Source organism: Stenotrophomonas sp. TWI819 (assembly GCF_039673075.1).
Classification (GTDB): Bacteria; Pseudomonadota; Gammaproteobacteria; order Xanthomonadales; family Xanthomonadaceae; genus Stenotrophomonas; species Stenotrophomonas rhizophila_B.
This window is the reverse complement of sequence record NZ_JBDJKY010000008.1, coordinates 38,945-56,109: the sequence shown is the minus strand read 5'-3', so window position 1 is coordinate 56,109 and position 17,165 is coordinate 38,945. Positions and strand designations below refer to the sequence as shown.

Sequence of the window (17,165 nt, the reverse complement as noted above, 5' to 3'; positions counted from 1 at the left end):
GATCAGCGCGTCAACCCCGCGCCAACGCCATCAACCGCTCCGCAATCCGCTCCAGCGGCACCATCTCCTCCGCTGCGCCCAGCTTGAACGCCGCACCCGGCATGCCCCAGACCACACTGGTCGCTTCATCCTGCACCAGCGTCGGCGCGCCCGCGTTCTTCAGATCCAGCAGGCCACGGGCGCCATCGTCGCCCATGCCGGTGAGGATCGCGCCGATGGCATTGGCGCCGGCGCTTTCAGCTACCGAGCGGAACAGCACGTCCACCGCCGGCTTGTGCCGGTTGACCGGCGGGCCGTCGTCGATCCGGCAGCGCCAACGCGCACCGTCACGGATGATCCGCAGGTGCTTGCCGCCCGGTGGGAGATACGCATGGCCGGGCAGCACGGCTTCGCCGTCGGTGGCTTCGCGCACGGACATCGCCGAGTGGCGGTCCAGGCGTTCGGCGAACGGCGTGCTGAAGGTGGCCGGCAGGTGCTGGGTCATCACCACTGCCGGCGCATCGGCGGGCATGCCTTCAAGCACTACGCGCAGGGCTTCGGTGCCGCCGGCCGAGGCGCCGATGGCGATCAGACGGTCGGTGGTGCGGAACTGGATGGAGCGCGGCGCGACGGGAGCCACGGCACCCAGGGTGATGCGCGGCGGATTCGGGCGGGCCAGCGGACGCACGCGCGAGCGTGCGGCCATCTTGACCTTGGCGATGATCTCGTCGGCGTAGCCCTGCAGGCCACGCGCGACATCCAGCTTGGGCTTGGACACGAAGTCCACCGCGCCCAGCGCCAATGCCTGCAGCGTGGTGTCGGCGCCGCGCTCGGTCAACGAGGAAATCATCACCACCGGCAGCGGATGCAGGCGCATCAGGTTCTCAAGGAAGGCCAAGCCGTCCATGCGCGGCATTTCCACGTCCAGCGTGATCACGTCCGGGGCCAGGCGCTTGATCTTCTCGCGCGCCAGCAGCGGGTCGGCGGCGGTGCCGACCACTTCGATGCCGGGATCGCTGTCCAGGATTTCGCTCAGCATCTGTCGCACGACCGCCGAGTCGTCGACGATCAGGACTTTGCAGGGTGCACCATGGGTCATTCGAACAGCTCCACGCCACCGGTGACCGGGGCTTTGGACAGACGGGCGCGCACGGCCGATTCGGTCGCGGCGACTTCGGCCTCATGCGCATGCGGCAGGCGCTGCACGACCACACGGCCGGTGTCGGCGAAGAACCACACCTTGCGCGGATGGATGCCGCACAGGTCCTCGGCGATGATCGGGATGTGCTCGGCCTGCAGGTACTGGCGCACGAATTCGGCGTTGCGGGTGCCGACCGGGTTGCTGGTGAAGCCTTTGAGCACGTTGGCGCCACCGAAGACCTTGGCCTCCAGACGCTTGCGGTGCGCGCCGCGCTTGAGCAGGTCGTTGATCAGCAGCTCCATGGCGTAGCTGCCGTAGCGCGCAGGTGCGCCGTCACCGACGTTGCCCTCGGGCAGCAGGAAGTGGTTCATGCCCCCGATCTTCAGTACCGGGTCGCGCAGGCAGGCGGCCACGCAGGAGCCCAGCGTGGTGGTCAGCGCGGTGTTGTCGTCCACCGCCAGATACTGGGTCGGCAGCAGCTTGGCGGCGGTGACCTGAAAACGGCTGTCGTAGTAACGCATCACCTCATCGTTGCGGATCGGCAGACTCATACCGGCGCTCCGGGCGCGCGCTTGTACAGGGTGCGCCCGCACGGTTGGATCAGATCGGCGGCGTGCAGGTAGTTCTCGGAGTGGCCGGTATAGAGCAGGCCGTCGTCGCCCATGTGCTGGATCAGGCGCGAGAGGATGCCGCGCTGGGTCGGCTTGTCGAAGTAGATCATCACGTTGCGGCAGAACAGCGCGTCGAACGGGCCACCGACGTCGTAGCGGTTGGCCAGCAGGTTGAGCGGGCGATAGTCGATCAGATCGCGCAGCGCCGGGTGAACCCGGCAGTGGCCTTCGTTGGGGCCGGTGCCGCGCTGGAAGTAGCGCTTGCGGATCGCCGGATCCAGACCGGATACCCGGTCGATCGCATAGACGCCACGGCTGGCGGTGGCCAAGACCTGAGTGTCCACGTCGGTAGCCAGGATGCGCACCGGCGGCTTGAGCGTGCCGAAGGTCTCGCAGGCGGTGATCGCCATCGAGTAGGGCTCTTCGCCAGTGGAGGCCGCGCACGACCACAGCTGCAGGGTGCCGCCACCGTTGCCGCGCAGGCGCAGTTCGTCGGTGAGCTTCTCGAAGTGATGCGGCTCGCGGAAGAACGCGGTGAGGTTGGTGGTCAGCGCGTTGGTGAACGCCTGCCATTCCTCGCCGCCATGGGACTCCAGCTGGTCCAGGTAGTCGCTGAAATTGCGCATGCCGAGCGCACGCAGCCGGCGCGACAGGCGGCCATAGACCATGTCGCGCTTTGCGGGCGCCAGCGAGATGCCGACCCGCTGGTAGATCAGCTCGCAGACACGGCGGAAATCACGGTCGGCGAACTCGAATTCGCGGCCATTGGAGGATGCGGCGGTGGCAGGAGGCGTGGACACGGGCAGGCTCGCAGTAAAAGGGGGGTGCGGCGGTCGTGCGACCGCCGCGCAAACTCAGAACTCTTGCCAGTTGCCGTCATCGGCGGGCAGGGCGCGCGAGGGCTTGGCGGCTGCGACCGGGCGGGGGGCGGCAGGCGCCGGGCGCGGGGCGCTGCGCACTGGCGGCAACGCCGCACCGGCTCGCGCGGTGACCGCGCTGACGGCCGCGGCGACCTGGTTGTCCAGGCGGAAGATGGCAACGGCATCGGCCAGCTGTGTGGCCTGCTCCTCCATGGAGCGGGCGGCTGCCGTGGCTTCTTCCACCAGGGCGGCGTTCTGTTGGGTGGTTTCATCCATCTGCACCACGGTCTGGTTGACCTGGTCGATGCCGGCGGACTGCTCCTGCGAGGCCGCCGAGATCTCGGCCATGATGTCGGTCACGCGCTGCACCGAGGCGACAATCTCGCCCATGGTGGCGCCGGCCTGATTGACCAGCTGCGAGCCTTCGGCGACCTTGCCGACCGAATCATCGATCAGGCCCTTGATCTCCTTGGCCGCACCGGCCGAACGCTGGGCCAGGGTGCGCACTTCGGAAGCGACGACGGCGAAGCCACGGCCCTGTTCACCGGCGCGGGCGGCTTCCACCGCCGCGTTCAGTGCCAGGATGTTGGTCTGGAAGGCGATGCCGTCGATGACCGAGATGATCTCGGCGATCTTCTTGGACGAGGTCTGGATCGCGGCCATGGTGGTGACCACTTCACCCACCACGCTGCCGCCTTGGGACGCAACGGAGTGCGCCCCGATGGCCAGCTGATTGGCCTGGCGGGCATGTTCGGCGTTCTGGCGCACGGTGGAGGTCAGTTCCTCCATCGAGGCGGCGGTTTCTTCCAGGTTGGCGGCCTGCTGCTCGGTGCGGCGCGACAGGTCACTGTTGCCGGTGGCGATTTCGCCCGCGGACAGGTTGATGCTGCCTGCGGCGGTCTGGATCTGGCCGACGATCTGGGTCAGCTGCGCGACGGTGGCATTGGCGTCGTCGCGCATGGTGGCGAACACGCCCTTGAAATCGCCGTCCATGCGTGCGGTCAGGTCGCCTTCGGCGATGGCCGACAGCAGCTGGGAGAGCTTGCCCAGGTTCTCGTCGCTGACCTGCATCATCGCGTTGAGGTTGGCGATCATCAGGCGGAAATCGTGATTGAAGCGGGCGGTGTCGCCGCGCTGGCTGAAGTCGCCAGCCGCGGCGGCCGATGCCAGGCGCTGGATCTCGCCGTTGATGTTGCCCAGGTTCTGCTTGACCGCATCGACGGTGGCGGTGATCTGCGCCTTCTCGCCGGGGTAGCGGGTGAGATCCGCACTCAGATCACCCTGGGCGTAACGCTGCACGACGGACAGCACCTCGCTCATGGTCTGCACGTGCGCGCCGACCAGGGTGTTGGTCTCATGCACCATCAGGCCGTATTCGCCCGGGAAGGCGCCCTCGTCCATGCGGTAGCTGGTGTTGCCGGCGTCGTGATGGGTCGCCATCTCGCGCTGGCCGCTGATCACCGCGTGCAGCTGTTCCTGCATGCGCGCCATGCTTTCCAGCAGGCGGCCAGGCTCGTCATGGGCCTGCTCGCCGATGCGGCTGTCCAGCTTGCCGCGGGCGATGCTCTCAGCCACGTTGGTGGCCTGGCGCAGGGGCAGGGTGATGCGGTTGCCGATCAACCAGCTCAGCGCCAGCACGATCAGCACCACGCCGCCACCGGTGGCGGTCATGATGCCGGTGAACACCAGCGCCTGCTGCTGCACGTCCTCCATGTAGACGCCGCTGCTGATCACCCACTGCCACGGCTGGTACATGCCCGCGTAGGCGGACTTCACGAACAGACCCTTTTCGCCGGCCTTTTCCCACTTGTAGGTGACCACGCCGCCACCGATCCGGGCCATGCCGACCAGGTCGTAGAACAGGCGGACGCCGTCCTCGGAGCGGAAGTCCTTCATGTCCTGGCCGATCAGATCCTTGCGGAACGGATGCATGATCACGCGGTACTGGGTGTCGTAGACGCTGTAGTAGAAGGCGTTGTTGTCCGCACGCATGCGGGCCAGGGCTTCCAGCGCGCTCTGCTTGGCCTCCTGCTCGCTGAGCTCGCCGCTCTGCGCCAGGCCGTGGTAGTGATCGAGGATGCCGTAGGTCAGCTCGACCTGGGTCTTGAGGCTGGTCTTGCGCGTTTCGGTCAGGTCCACGTACTGCATGCGCGCAGCGACCACCGACAGCGCGATCACGCCCAGGGCGATGAGCAGCGTCAGCAGGTTCAGCTTGCGCCGGACGGAGAGGTTGGCGAAGTACTGGTTCCAGCGGCGGAATAGAGTCATGGGCAGGGCATCTGATCGGCAGGGAAGCACGTGGCGATGCCAGGGAAATCGCGGTGACGTTCACCCACCTGGCCGGCCGCGACGAAGTGTCTGGCAATGCTGTTATCGGCCGATTCCGGCGAGTATTTAGCCGTTCGCCATTCAGGCAGGCAGTTGTGCATGAAAAAGGCCCCGATGCCGAAGCACCGGGGCCTTCATGTGACACGGCAATGCGTCAGGAAATCAGAATTCCTGCCAGTCGCCGTCGGCCAGTTCGGTAGCGACCGGGCGCGCTGCCGGGCGACGGGCCGCCGGTGCAGTGGCGGGCGCTGCGGCGACCACCGGTGCGCGGACGGCGCGTGCTGGTGCCGAAACCTGTGCATGCTCGTCCAGCTTGAAGATGGACACGGCATCGGTGAGGTGGCCGGCCTGTTCTTCCATCGCGCGGGCAGCGGCGGTGGCTTCTTCCACCAACGCCGCGTTCTGCTGGGTGGTTTCGTCCATCTGCACCACGGTCTGGTTGACCTGTTCGATACCGGCCGACTGCTCCTGCGAGGCGGCGGAGATCTCGGCCATGATGTCGGTCACGCGCTGCACCGAGGCGACGATTTCGCCCATGGTGGCGCCAGCTTTCTGCACCAGTGCCGAACCGTCGTTGACCTTGCTGACGGAATCGTCGATCAGGCCCTTGATCTCCTTGGCGGCACCGGCCGAACGCTGGGCCAGGGTGCGCACTTCGGAGGCGACGACCGCGAAACCACGACCCTGCTCGCCGGCACGGGCGGCTTCCACCGCGGCGTTCAACGCCAGGATGTTGGTCTGGAAGGCGATGCCGTCGATGACCGAGATGATCTCGGCGATCTTCTTGGACGAGATCTGGATCGCGCTCATGGTCGTCACGACCTGGCCGACCACGTCACCGCCCTGCGAGGCAACGCTGTGTGCGCCGATGGCGAGCTGGTTGGCCTGGCGGGCGTGCTCGGCGTTCTGGCGTACGGTGGAGGTGAGTTCCTCCATCGAGGCGGCGGTCTCTTCCAGGTTGGCGGCCTGCTGCTCGGTCCGGCGCGACAGGTCGCTGTTGCCGGTGGCGATCTCGCTGGCAGCCGAACTGATGGCCTGGCTGGAATCTTTGATCCGGGTGACGATGCCGCTGAGCTGCTCGGCAGTGGCGTTGGCGTCGTCGCGCATCCGGGCGAACACGCCCTGGAAGTCGCCGTGCATGCGCACGCTCAGGTCACCCTGGGACAGTGCGGTCAGCAGATTGGAGACCTGTTCGATGCTGGCCGAGTTGGCATCCAGCAGACCGTTGATCTGCTGGGCCAGCTGCAGGAAGAAGCCGTCCTTTCCTTCGCTGTCGATGCGACCGGAGAGATCACCGGCCGCGGCCTGGGCGATGACGCGCGCCACTTCGGCTTCCACCAGCGCCTCAGGGGTGCGGTCGCGCCATTCGGCCACGTGACCGACGGTCTCGCCCTGTTCGTTGAGGATGGTGGTGACCGACTGCGCGAACTGCGCCTCACCGAACTGCAACTGGCGATGTGCGACGCCGTGCTGGCCCAGCTGGCCCATGAAGCGATCGTCGATCCGGTGGTTCTTCTCCAGGATCATCACGGACTTGCCGACCAAGGCGGCGGACGTGTCCAGCTCCGGCAGATCCTTCTGAAGCTCCTCGGCGTGCTGGGTGAGCGTCTGCTGCAGGGCACGGTTGGTGTAGACGATCTTCAGATCGGTATCGGTCAGGCACACGCCGGTCGAGCTGTAATCCAGCGCGGTACGGATGCGCAGGTTCTCGCGGGCGATGGCCTGGTCGGTCTCGGTGCGCTCGCGCAGATCGCGCTGCATGCGCTGCATGGCCTGCAGCAGGTCACCGACTTCGTCCTTGCGGCTGACATCGATGTGACCATCCAGCTTGCCGCTGGCGACATCGTTGGCGACCGACACGGCGCCGCGCATGCTGCCCACCAGCGAACGGGCGAACAGGTACACCAGCACCAGACCCAGCGCAGCGCCACCCAGCAGGGTGATGACGGTCAGCGTGGCCGAGGCGGCATAGGTGGATTCGGCTTCTTCGCGCGAGGCGCGCGACAGACGGTTGTCTTCGGCTATCAGCGCTTCGAGGGCAGCCGATGCCTTGCGATGCTTGGTGCGGGTTTCGCCGACGAAGGTATCCACAGCATCGTCGGGCAGGTCCAGTTCCAGCATTTCGTTGACGGCGTCGTAGGACGCCAGCGAATCGGTCCAGTCCTTGGCAAACGTGTCGAACAGCTTCTTCTGCTGGGGATTGTCGATCAGCTCGGGGTATTTTTTGATCGAGGCGTCGATCTGGGTGCGCAGGTCCGCAGCGCGGGCCTTGGCTTCGGCCTTGACGTCATCACTGGCGCGGATGAGGCCCTGGTAGGCGGAGTTGCGATACTCACCGACCATGCCCCGCATTTCGCCGGCCATGCGGATGCTCTCCATCCGGTGCCCGGCCAGTTCGGTGGTGACATCGTTGAGTGAGTGGAGGCCGCGATAGGCCACGATGCCCTGCAGCAGCATCACCAGCAGGAGGACGCCGAAAGTCAGCATCAACTTGGGCATCAGTTTGAGGTTGTTGATCCACGGCATGGCAGGTGCAGTCTCCAGTGGCAAACGCGTCCGGCCGAGGTGGCCGGTTGCAGCGACCACGCCGGCCGGTGCCGGCGTGGCAGGGCGTACGGCGAATTACTTGATGTTGGCCAGCTTCAGGCCCGACGGCGAGCTGACTTCGATTTCAGCGCGCGACGCGTCGCGGGCGATCTTGCCGATCACGCAGACGGTCTTGCCTTCCAGCGACTCCAGCGGGAAGCTGAACTTGTCGCGGTTGGCGCCGGCGATGCGGGCCGAGAAGGTGTGGCGCGGGAACGCACCGCCCATGTACAGGAAGGTCGGCTGGCCTTCGGAGCCTTCGGCGTAGCGGGCCTTTTCGACCTTGCCACAGACCATGCCGTCCTTGCCGACCGAACGCGGGGCCATTTCCGGCGGAATCATCTCGCTGGACTGGGCAGATGCGGAGGATGCGGAGGTGGCAAGCACAGCAACCGAGAACAGGGCAAGCAGGGACTTCATCGGGAAAATTCTCCGGGGATATGGGCAAGTTGGCCCGGCCGTGGGCGATCCAGTGCAGCCGGGTCCTGAATCCAGCTATCGGCCGGCTATCGCGGAACTGAAGCACTTTTTTTCCGTGACCCGCGTTGCGGTTGAAAACGCGGGCAGGAAGGTCTTTTTCTGTGACAGGCGTCTCAGGCGGCGACGTCGTCAACGGCCAGATGGGTCTGGCCCATGTCGGCACTGTCGAGCAGGGTTTCGATGTCCAGCAGGATGAGCATGCGGTCGTCCTGGGTGCCGATGCCCGAGATGAAGCGGGTGTCGACGGCGGCGCCGAATTCGGGGGTCGGGCGGATCTGGTCGGCGGCCAGCGGAATGACGTCGGAGACGCTGTCCACCACGATGCCGACGACGCGGTCTTCGACGTTGAGCACGATCATGACGGTGAAGGCGTCGTAGGTCGCGTTTTCCAGGCGCAGTTTCAGGCGCAGGTCGATGACGGGAACGATGGTGCCGCGCAGGTTGATGACGCCCTTGATGTAGTCGGGCGCATCGGGGACGCGGGTGACGGAGTCGTAGCCGCGGATTTCCTGGACTTTGAGGATGTCCACGCCGTAGTGCTCGGCGCCGAGGGTGAAGCTGAGGTATTCGCCGCCGTCGCTGGCAGCGGTGGTGTTCTTGTCGTTCATCGAGGGGTCCTGGGTCGGGCGTGGCGGTCGAAAAAACCGGCTTCACGCTGGATATCGGCCTCGTTGGGGGCGACTTTAGGGGGGGGCGCATCTGTCTCCAGGCTACGTTGAGTGGCTCAACGGCTGGGGCGACGGCAGAAGCAACAGCAACAGGAGCTCAGCGGCCGTCAAATCTCCCCGTTTTTCCGGGCACTACGCTGTCGGTCGATGCGGAAGATATAGCGCTGGATCGCGCTGTCGCCGCCGCGCGGGAGGTCATCGAAACGCATGCCGATGCGCTTCATCTCCACGCCATTGGGCAGCTTCACGGCCAGTTGATTGCACACGACCAGCGAGATGTGCAGTGGGCTGCTGTCCGGCATGTCCAGCTGGGCGGCATAGCGCTTCTGCAGCGAGAAGACGTTGCAGTCGACCGGCACCGTGACCGCCAAACCCCCGCCGCTGATGTCCACCACGCGCAGGTGGAGGACCTCGCTGCGGTCTTCGTTGATCGGGAATCTCAGGTGCGGCGAATCGGTGATCGGCGTCTCGAGACGGTACAGCTCGCGGCGCTGCAGGTGGACCAGCTCGTCCGGGAACGGCACGCGGAAGGCCACGTGGCCGTCGTTCTGGGTACGCTCCAGCCCATCGAGCCGGAAGCGGACCATCACCCGGTCCAGCTGGGCGAAGCAGAGCAGGTGGCCGGCTTCTTCGGCCGCGCGATTGGAGGGCTCGGACGGGCTGCCGTCGAGCAGCAGCCAATCGTCGTCTTCGTCCAGTTCCAGGACGGCCGTCGGGAAGGACTGGTCGCGCCCCCCCAGATGGGCGTTGATCAACGAACGCTGGTCGATCAGCGCCTGCAGCAACTGCCGGATCTGGCGAGGGTTGCGGACCAGATACCGGTCGTCCGTGCCGTCGTCGTGCGCGGCATGGGAGGGGTCGTGTGCGTCGAGGCTGCCTTCGGACATGGAATCTGCTGAGTTGGGCGGGTGACGACATCCGCAGATGCCAGGGCTCAGTCCGTTTATCGGCAGCCGGTCACAATTATGTAGGGTCAGATGGCAGGGAGACCAACGCACCGGCATGTAGCCGGCGCGTCCTGGGCCCTCAATTGGCGCTGGCAATCTGGCGGATACGTTGCAGTACCGAGGTCTGGCCGTCGTCCAGGTGGAAGCGCGCCACTCCTTCGGCCAGCAGGCCGGCCTGATGCTCCATGCCATGCGTGGCCGTCATCGACTCTTCCACCAGTGCAGCGTTCTGGCGGGTGTTTACGTCCATCTGCGCGATGCTCTGGTTGACCTGTTCGATGCCCACCGACTGCTCCTGCGAGGCGGCGGAGATCTCGCCCATGATGTCGTTGACCTGGCGCACGGCAGTGACGATGTCGCCCATGGTGGCCCCGGCACGATCGACCAGCTGGCTGCCATGGGCCACCTTGCCGACCGAGTCGTCGATCAGCGTCTTGATCTCCTTGGCGGCGGCGGCCGAGCGCTGGGCCAGGGTGCGCACTTCAGTGGCGACGACAGCGAAGCCACGGCCCTGCTCACCGGCGCGGGCGGCCTCCACTGCGGCGTTGAGGGCCAGGATGTTGGTCTGGAACGCGATGCCGTCGATCACCGAGATGATGTCGGCGATGCGGCGGGAGGAGGCCTGGATGCCGCTCATGGTAAGGATGACTTCGCCGACCACCTCACCGCCCTGCGAGGCTACCTCCGATGCACCACTGGCCAGTCGATTGGCCTGGCGGGCATGCTCGGCATTCTGGCGCACGGTGGCGGTGAGTTCTTCCATCGTGGCGGCGGTTTCTTCCAGGCTGGCGGCCTGCTGCTCGGTCCGGCTGGAGAGACGGCCGTTGCCTTCGGACATGCCGCTCGCCGCCGCGCTGAGGCTGCTGGATGCCGACTGGATGCTGGACACGATGCCGGTCAGCTGGTCGATCGTGGCATTGGCATCGTCCTGGATGCGCGCGAACACACCGTGGAAGTCGCCTTCCATGCGTGTGGTGAGATCGCCCCGCGACAGCGCGGAGAGGAGCTGTGAGATCTGTTCGATGCTGGTCGCGTTGGCATCCAGCAGGCCGTTGAGGTGCTCGGCCAGTTGCAGGAAAAAACCCTCCTTGCCGGCGGTCTCGACGCGGCCGGCGAAGTCACCGTTGGCGGCGGCGTGCACGATGCGGCCCAGCTCCTCTTCCACCTGCAGTTCGGTGGTGCGGTCGGCCCATTCCACCACGAAGCCCTGGCGCTGGCCGTCGCTGCCGATGATCGGGTTGACGATCAGGCGCATCACGCGGCCGCCGATCCGGATCTGGGCGCGGTAGGTGCCCTCCAACGTATCGAGCAGCTTGGCCTGGTGGGCGGGGTGGCGGTGGAAGATATCGATGTTGCGCCCGATCAGATCGCGGGCGTTGAACTGCGGCAGGTCGCGGCGCAGATCCTGCTCGACACCGCTGAGCATGTGTTGCAGTGGGCGATTGACGAACACGATGTTGCGGTCGCGGTCGGCGATCATGACGTGGGTGGTGACGTCATCCAGCGCGGTGCGGATACGCAGGGTGTCGGCCAGGCTGGCCTGTTCGCGTTGGCGGCGGTCCAGCAATTGCTGGCTGGTCTGGACCAGGGTGTGCGCCAGCGAGCCGACGGGGAAGTCGTCGGGGTGTACCCCGGTCGGCAGCGGTTGGTCATTGACCACGCCGCGTGCCATGGCGGCCAGCGCGCGCGGGTCGTGGCCGATCAGCAGCAGCTGCCGCCGCATCTGCACCGCCATGGCGCTGAGCAGGGCGGTTTCCACGATGACGTAGGTGGCGTGCAGCACGACCACGCCGAAGCCGCTGCCGGCAGCGAACACGGGCGTCGGTGTGCCCCGTGACTGCAGGTAGAAGAACAGCAGGTGATGCATGGCGATGGCGCCGGCGGCGACCACGATCGGCAGCCAGTCGCGGTAATACAGCAGCAGGGCGATCAATACGATCACCGTGAAGTGGGTTTCCAGCATGCCGTGGGTCTGGTGGATCAAGGTGGCGGCCAGCACCATCCAGACCAGGGCGACCGTGCAGCGCGAGAGGCGCGTGCCCGGCAGCCAGCGGGTCTGCAGGGCGACCAGCACCAGGCTGGGCAGGGTGATGGCCAGGAAGGGGGTCCACTGGCCGTTGTGGACGGCCAGGACCAGCGAGGCGACCGACAGCAGGGCCGTCATCATCAGGAACAGGCGATCGGCCTCGGCCGCCATGACCTGCAGGTACGGCACCTTCTCGTGACCCACCAGCGAAAGGGGGGTGGTTGCGTGGGCGGACATGCGGGTCACTCCTGTGGGCATGAGCAGGGGGAGGGAACAATGAGCGGGGGCTGCGGATGGGCAAGCAACTGCTGGATCAGGGGCGCGGCCGAGGATGCGAGTCCGCCGCAACCGCGCTCGAGCAGCGCGGGCCCGGCGTAGACCAGGCGACGTGAGGCATCCAGCACGACCCAGGCATAGGGCACTGCGGCGGCGACGTCGCGGCGGTCGATGACGTGCAGCGAGGGCTGGGCTGCGGTTGCCGGGGCCGCGCACGGGCAGTGTCCGGCTGCCAGTAGCAGCACCGGAGCACCGACGGCGGGCAACGGTCCACCCAGGCCGGCCAGGATCTGATCGGCGGTCATCGCCGGTGGCGTCCCGGGCAGCGTGCGCATCAGCGCAGGCAGTATCCAGCCGAGCCAGAGTGACAGCATGAGCAGGCCTGCCACGGCGCGGCGCGTCGTGATCTGCCGGTGCTGCCGAACCGATGCCATTGCCGTGGTCATGCTGCTGGCGTCCCTGCGCAACTCGATAGACCCGATAGCGGCGCGAGCCGCCGATAACTTGATGGCTGTGCCTCATCACTGTGCTGAATTCGGTAAGAAATGTGACGCGGGCAGCCCTTTGCACGGATGGCCGGGCCCTCGAACGACGACACCCCGCCGGAGCGGGGTGTCGTCGTGTCAGCGATGGCGACCGTGAGGCAGGATCAGAATTCCTGCCACTCGGCGTCGTTGACCATGGCCGGTTCGCGGGTCATCGGCCGACGCGGTGCGGCAGCGCTCGGCTTGGTCGGCGCGGCACCGCGCGGTGCTGCCGGTGCGAGCGGTGCGCGGGCAGCAACCGGTGCCGCGGGAGTGCGACTGTCGAGCTTGAACAGGGAGACCGCATCGGTCAGATGACCGGCCTGTTCTTCCATGGCGCGGGCAGCGGCGGTGGCTTCTTCCACCAGCGCCGCGTTCTGCTGGGTGGTTTCATCCATCTGCACCACGGTCTGGTTGACCTGCTCGATGCCGGCAGACTGCTCCTGCGAGGCGGCGGAGATCTCGGCCATGATGTCGGTCACGCGCTGCACCGAGGCGACGATCTCGCCCATGGTGGCACCTGCCTGGTTGACCAGCTGCGAGCCTTCGGCGACCTTGCCGACGGATTCATCGATCAGGCCCTTGATCTCCTTGGCGGCACCGGCCGAACGCTGGGCGAGGGTGCGCACTTCGGAGGCGACGACCGCGAAGCCGCGGCCCTGTTCACCGGCGCGGGCGGCTTCGACCGCCGCGTTCAGTGCCAGGATGTTGGTCTGGAAAGCGATGCCGTCGATCACGGTGATGATGTCGGCGATGCGGCGCGAGGAGGCGTCGATCTCGTGCATGGTGCTGACCACGCGACCAACCACATCACCGCCCTGCGAGGCCACCGAATGCGCACCGATGGCCAGCTGGTTGGCCTGACGGGCATGCTCGGCGTTCTGGCGCACGGTGGAGGTCAGTTCCTCCATCGAGGCGGCGGTCTCTTCCAGGTTGGCGGCCTGCTGCTCGGTACGGCGCGACAGGTCGTTGTTGCCCGAGGCGATCTCGCCGGCCGCGGTGCTGATGCTGGAGGAGGCCTGCTGGATTCTGCCGACGATGCCGGTCAGCTGCGCGACCGTGGTGTTGGCATCATCGCGCATGGTCGCGAACACACCGTGGAACTGGCCCTGCATGCGTGCCGTGAGATCGCCATTGGCAATGGACTGCAGCAGGTGCGAGAGCTGGGTCAGGTTGCCGTCGGCCACTTCCATCATGGTGTTCAGGTGCTCGATCATGACCCGGAAGTCGTGGTCGAAGCGCATCGAATCACCGCGCTGGGTGAAGTCACCGGCAGCGGCGGCCTGGGCCAGCGACTGGATCTGCGTGTTGATCGCCAGCAGGCTGGCCTTGGCGGCATCCATCGATTCATGCAGGATCGCGCGGCTGCCCGGCAGACGACGGGCGTTCTGCGAGAGATCACCGCTGGCGTACTGGTTGAGCACCGCGATGGCATCGGTGATCGCGTCCAGATGCTCGAAGATCATCGTGTTGATGCCCAGGGCCAGTTCACCGTACACCCCCGGGAAGTCCTGCGGAATGCGGTGGCTCATGTCCGGGCCGGCATGCATCTCGGCCATGCGCTGGGTTTCCACCGAGAAGCGGCGCAGCATCACGGTCATGTCGCGGGTCGCAGCCAGCATCTGGCCGGCTTCGTCCTTGCTGGTGGACTGGATGTTGACCGACAGGTCGCCACGCGAGACCGACTGGATCGCATGCACGGCCTGGGCCAGCGGGCGGGTGATGGCGCGCGCGATGACCACGCCCATGGCGGCAGCCAGCAGTGCCAGCAGCACCATGCAGGCGATGATCGCGTAGACACTGTTCTTGTGGATGACGTTGGCACTTTCCACGCGGCGTGCGATGACGCCATTGCTGTACTCGCCCAGTTCCTTCATGGCGGCGAACAGTGCGCGGCGGCCGGGGCGGGACTGCTCATCGGAGATCTGCTGCGCGCCTGCGTAGTCGCCGGCGGCGATGGCCTGCTTGATCGCGGCGTTCGCCTTGAAGTAGTCCGCATTGCGTGCGGCGACGACCTCGTAGAGTTCACGTTCCTTGGGCTCGGCCGGCAGGGCGGCATAGGCGGCCATCTCGTCCTGGACCACTTTGCCCGTGGTTTCCATCCGCTTGTTGTAGTCGGCAACCGATTCCGGCTTGTCGAGCACGGTCAGCTGTGCCATTTCATAGGTGCGGAATTCACCGAGCTGGGCGCGGATTTCACCCAGGTGCTGCACCGACGGAATGTCGTTGGTGCTCATCGCACGCAGCTGTTCATTGGCCTCGCCCAGGCGCACCAGGGCAAAAATGCCCAGCGCCAAGGTCATCAGCGTGGTGAGGGCGAACCCCACGGTGAGCTTTCGGGCGATGGGTAGATCGTGGAACCACTTCATGATGGGAACTCCGGGCAGGGCGTAGGCGCGCAGCCGTGGGGAACTGGGCGAGATGGCGTGGTGGGGAACGAGGTGAGGCGACTGCTGCGCGACATCTATCGGTGTCGCTATTGCCGATAACGGCGGTGCATGGCTACAACTTGATAGTGTTCATCACACTGACTTCACATTTTTTTCGGTGAACGCTATCGAAATCGCGCGCTTTGGCGGTCGTGGCTGCTTGAAGTGGTCGCGTCAGGGGTGTTGAGGTGGCTGCTGCCTGACCACGATCACAGTTGGCCTGCGATATGCGGGCGATCGCACGCGCGCGCAAAAAAGCCGCCACTCCGGGGGAGCGGCGGCGTCTGGATGCAGCGTAGGGAAGGGGCGGTCAGGCCGCCTGTGGCACCTTGAGCGAGCGCACCAGCCCGCCGATGTCGACGATCAGTGCGACGCGGCCATCGCCGAGGATGGTGGCGCCCGAGACCCCGCTGATGCGGCGGTAGTTGTTCTCGATGTTCTTGACCACCACCTGCTGCTGGCCGACCAGCTCGTCCACTTCCAGCGCGATCTTCTGGCCATCGCCTTCGACCACCACCACCAGGGGTTCTTCCTGGGAATGACCGCCGTAGCCGTAGTAATCGCTGAGCGAGAGGATCGGCAGATACTCGCCACGGACCCGCAGCACGCGGCCTTCGCCGGCCATGGTGCGGATGTCGTCGCCCTGCGGCTGCAGGGCCTCCAGCACATAGGCCAGGGGCAGGATCAGGGTTTCACCGGCGACCGACACCGTCATGCCGTCCAGGATGGCCAAGGTCAGCGGCAGCCGGATCAGCACGCGGGTGCCGTTGCCGGCCTGGCTTTCCAGCTGGACTTCGCCACCCAGGGCCTGGATGTTGCGGCGGACCACGTCCATCCCGACGCCACGCCCGGACAGATCCGTGACGGCATCGGCGGTGGAGAAGCCCGGCTGGAAGATCAGGTCCCACACCTGCGAATCGGTGGGGTTGTCCGGCACGCTCAGGCCACGTTCGAGTGCCTTGGACAGGATCTTGTCGCGGTTCAGGCCGCGGCCGTCGTCGCTGACTTCGATGACGATGTGGCCGCCCTGGTGCGAGGCCGCCAGCGTGATCGTACCGGTTTCGTCCTTGCCGGCTTCACGACGCACGTCCGGCATTTCAAGACCGTGATCGATCGAGTTGCGGACCAGATGCACGAGCGGATCGGCGATCTTCTCGATCAGGCCCTTGTCCAGCTCGGTGCCTTCGCCGATGGTGCGCAGGCGGACATGCTTGCCCAGGCGCGAGGACAGATCGCGGACCAGGCGCGGGAAGCGGCGGAACACCGCATCCACCGGCAGCATGCGCACGCCGATGACCGCTTCCTGCAGATCGCGCGTGTTGCGCTCCAGCAGGTCCAGACCGGTCAGCAACTGCTCGGCCTGGGCCGGATCCAGTGCATGCGAGACCTGCTTGAGCATCGCCTGGGTGATGACCAGTTCGCCGACCAGATTGATCAGTGCATCGACCTTGTCCACGCTGACGCGGATCGAGGTTTCCGCTTCATGGGCGGCGGCCGGCGCGGCGGTGCCGGCAGCCTGGGCTGCGGGAGCAGCAGGCTTGGCCTCGATCGGTGCGCTGGTGGCCAGGCTCGGCGGTGCGGCCGGACGGATGTCCAGTTCGCAGTCGTCCACGACCCAGGCGAAGGTATCTTCGATCTTGCTGCGCGGCACCTTGCCCACCAGGCCCAGGTCCCACGCGAGGTGGGCCTCGAGCGGATCGAGCTGGTCGAAGCCGGGCAGGCGCTCCATGCGGGCGGCGACCTGCAGCGAGCCTAGGTGCTCCAGCTCGCGGATGATGCGCAGCGGATCGTTGCCGCTCATGAACAGCGACGGCGCCGGCACGAAACCGATCTGCCACGCTTCCGGCGTGTCATCGACCTTGGCGGTGGCCACCGGTGCGGCCGTGGCGGCCTGGCCGGTCAGCACCGCTTCCAGGCGCGCCTTGATATCGGCCACGGACTGCGGGTCGGCCGGCTGGCCGTGTTCGGCTTCACGCAGCAACGCGCGCAGCACGTCCACCGAGGCCAGCATCGCATCGATCGCGGCCGGCTCCAGTGCGCGCTTGCCGGCGCGCAGCTCGTCGAGCAGCGTCTCCAGCACATGCGTCAGCGAGGCGATCGCGTCGAAGCCGAAGGTACCCGCGCCGCCCTTGATCGAGTGCGCGGCGCGGAACACCGAGTTGATGATTTCCGGGTCCTGCTGGCCCGATTCGAGCGCCAGCAGGCCAGCTTCCATCGCGTCCAGCCCCTCGCGGCTCTCTTCGAAGAAAGTGGCGTGGAAACGTTGCAGATCCATGCTCATGATGCGGGGTGTCCGGTTGCGAGGGGAGG

Annotated in this window: 12 protein-coding genes; all 12 read right to left on the bottom strand. The window is 66.4% G+C overall.

The window, feature by feature from the left end; all coding sequences use genetic code 11:
- Positions 1 to 10: 10 nt before the first annotated feature.
- Positions 11 to 1,078 (bottom strand): chemotaxis response regulator protein-glutamate methylesterase, encoded by a 1,068-nt coding sequence (locus ABE463_RS12335; protein ID WP_123729172.1) that lies wholly within the window; start codon positions 1,076 to 1,078, stop codon positions 11 to 13.
- Positions 1,075 to 1,671: a chemoreceptor glutamine deamidase CheD gene (gene cheD, locus ABE463_RS12330; RefSeq protein WP_123729173.1), complete on the bottom strand. Its 597-nt coding sequence runs from the start codon at positions 1,669 to 1,671 to the stop codon at positions 1,075 to 1,077. Before cheD ends, ABE463_RS12335 begins: the two co-directional genes overlap by 4 nt.
- Positions 1,668 to 2,531: a CheR family methyltransferase gene (locus ABE463_RS12325; RefSeq protein ID WP_265307870.1), complete on the bottom strand. Its 864-nt coding sequence runs from the start codon at positions 2,529 to 2,531 to the stop codon at positions 1,668 to 1,670. Before ABE463_RS12325 ends, cheD begins: the two co-directional genes overlap by 4 nt.
- 54 nt (positions 2,532 to 2,585) lie before the next feature.
- Positions 2,586 to 4,859: a methyl-accepting chemotaxis protein gene (locus ABE463_RS12320; RefSeq protein WP_346468363.1), complete on the bottom strand. Its 2,274-nt coding sequence runs from the start codon at positions 4,857 to 4,859 to the stop codon at positions 2,586 to 2,588.
- 222 nt (positions 4,860 to 5,081) lie between these two features.
- Positions 5,082 to 7,445, bottom strand: a complete 2,364-nt coding sequence (locus tag ABE463_RS12315; protein ID WP_346468362.1) for a methyl-accepting chemotaxis protein — start codon at positions 7,443 to 7,445, stop codon at positions 5,082 to 5,084.
- Positions 7,446 to 7,541: 96 nt separating this feature from the next.
- The gene (locus ABE463_RS12310) at positions 7,542 to 7,925 is read right to left on the bottom strand and encodes a hypothetical protein (protein WP_346468361.1); all 384 of its coding nucleotides are present in this window, start codon (positions 7,923 to 7,925) and stop codon (positions 7,542 to 7,544) included.
- A 173-nt stretch (positions 7,926 to 8,098) separates the two neighbouring features.
- On the bottom strand, positions 8,099 to 8,593 hold the full coding sequence (locus ABE463_RS12305; RefSeq protein ID WP_346468360.1) for a chemotaxis protein CheW: 495 nt from the start codon (positions 8,591 to 8,593) through the stop codon (positions 8,099 to 8,101).
- 167 nt (positions 8,594 to 8,760) lie between these two features.
- Positions 8,761 to 9,540 carry a flagellar regulator YcgR PilZN domain-containing protein gene (locus tag ABE463_RS12300; protein ID WP_346468359.1) on the bottom strand — a complete coding sequence of 260 codons (780 nt, stop codon included), beginning with the start codon at positions 9,538 to 9,540 and terminating at the stop codon, positions 8,761 to 8,763.
- Positions 9,541 to 9,679: 139 nt separating this feature from the next.
- Positions 9,680 to 11,863, bottom strand: coding sequence for a methyl-accepting chemotaxis protein (locus tag ABE463_RS12295; RefSeq protein ID WP_346468358.1), 2,184 nt, complete (start codon positions 11,861 to 11,863; stop codon positions 9,680 to 9,682).
- Positions 11,864 to 11,868: 5 nt separating this feature from the next.
- Positions 11,869 to 12,348 carry a hypothetical protein gene (locus tag ABE463_RS12290; RefSeq protein WP_346468357.1) on the bottom strand — a complete coding sequence of 160 codons (480 nt, stop codon included), beginning with the start codon at positions 12,346 to 12,348 and terminating at the stop codon, positions 11,869 to 11,871.
- 203 nt (positions 12,349 to 12,551) lie between these two features.
- A complete protein-coding gene (locus ABE463_RS12285; RefSeq protein ID WP_346468356.1) occupies positions 12,552 to 14,795 on the bottom strand; it encodes a methyl-accepting chemotaxis protein in 2,244 nt (747 codons plus the stop codon).
- A gap of 370 nt (positions 14,796 to 15,165) precedes the next feature.
- Positions 15,166 to 17,136, bottom strand: coding sequence for a chemotaxis protein CheA (locus ABE463_RS12280; RefSeq protein WP_346468355.1), 1,971 nt, complete (start codon positions 17,134 to 17,136; stop codon positions 15,166 to 15,168).
- Positions 17,137 to 17,165: the final 29 nt, after the last annotated feature.

Bases quoted from the DNA above. Each gene is read 5' to 3' on its own strand.
- ABE463_RS12315 (WP_346468362.1), bottom strand. From the start codon at position 7,445: ATGCCGTGGATCAACAACCTCAAACTGATGCCCAAGTTGATGCTGACT.
- ABE463_RS12295 (WP_346468358.1), bottom strand. From the start codon at position 11,863: ATGTCCGCCCACGCAACCACCCCCCTTTCGCTGGTGGGTCACGAGAAG.
- ABE463_RS12335 (WP_123729172.1), bottom strand. From the start codon at position 1,078: ATGACCCATGGTGCACCCTGCAAAGTCCTGATCGTCGACGACTCGGCG.
- ABE463_RS12310 (WP_346468361.1), bottom strand. From the start codon at position 7,925: ATGAAGTCCCTGCTTGCCCTGTTCTCGGTTGCTGTGCTTGCCACCTCC.
- ABE463_RS12305 (WP_346468360.1), bottom strand. From the start codon at position 8,593: ATGAACGACAAGAACACCACCGCTGCCAGCGACGGCGGCGAATACCTC.
- ABE463_RS12285 (WP_346468356.1), bottom strand. From the start codon at position 14,795: ATGAAGTGGTTCCACGATCTACCCATCGCCCGAAAGCTCACCGTGGGG.
- ABE463_RS12280 (WP_346468355.1), bottom strand. From the start codon at position 17,136: ATGAGCATGGATCTGCAACGTTTCCACGCCACTTTCTTCGAAGAGAGC.
- cheD (WP_123729173.1), bottom strand. From the start codon at position 1,671: ATGAGTCTGCCGATCCGCAACGATGAGGTGATGCGTTACTACGACAGC.
- ABE463_RS12290 (WP_346468357.1), bottom strand. From the start codon at position 12,348: ATGACCACGGCAATGGCATCGGTTCGGCAGCACCGGCAGATCACGACG.
- ABE463_RS12300 (WP_346468359.1), bottom strand. From the start codon at position 9,540: ATGTCCGAAGGCAGCCTCGACGCACACGACCCCTCCCATGCCGCGCAC.
- ABE463_RS12320 (WP_346468363.1), bottom strand. From the start codon at position 4,859: ATGACTCTATTCCGCCGCTGGAACCAGTACTTCGCCAACCTCTCCGTC.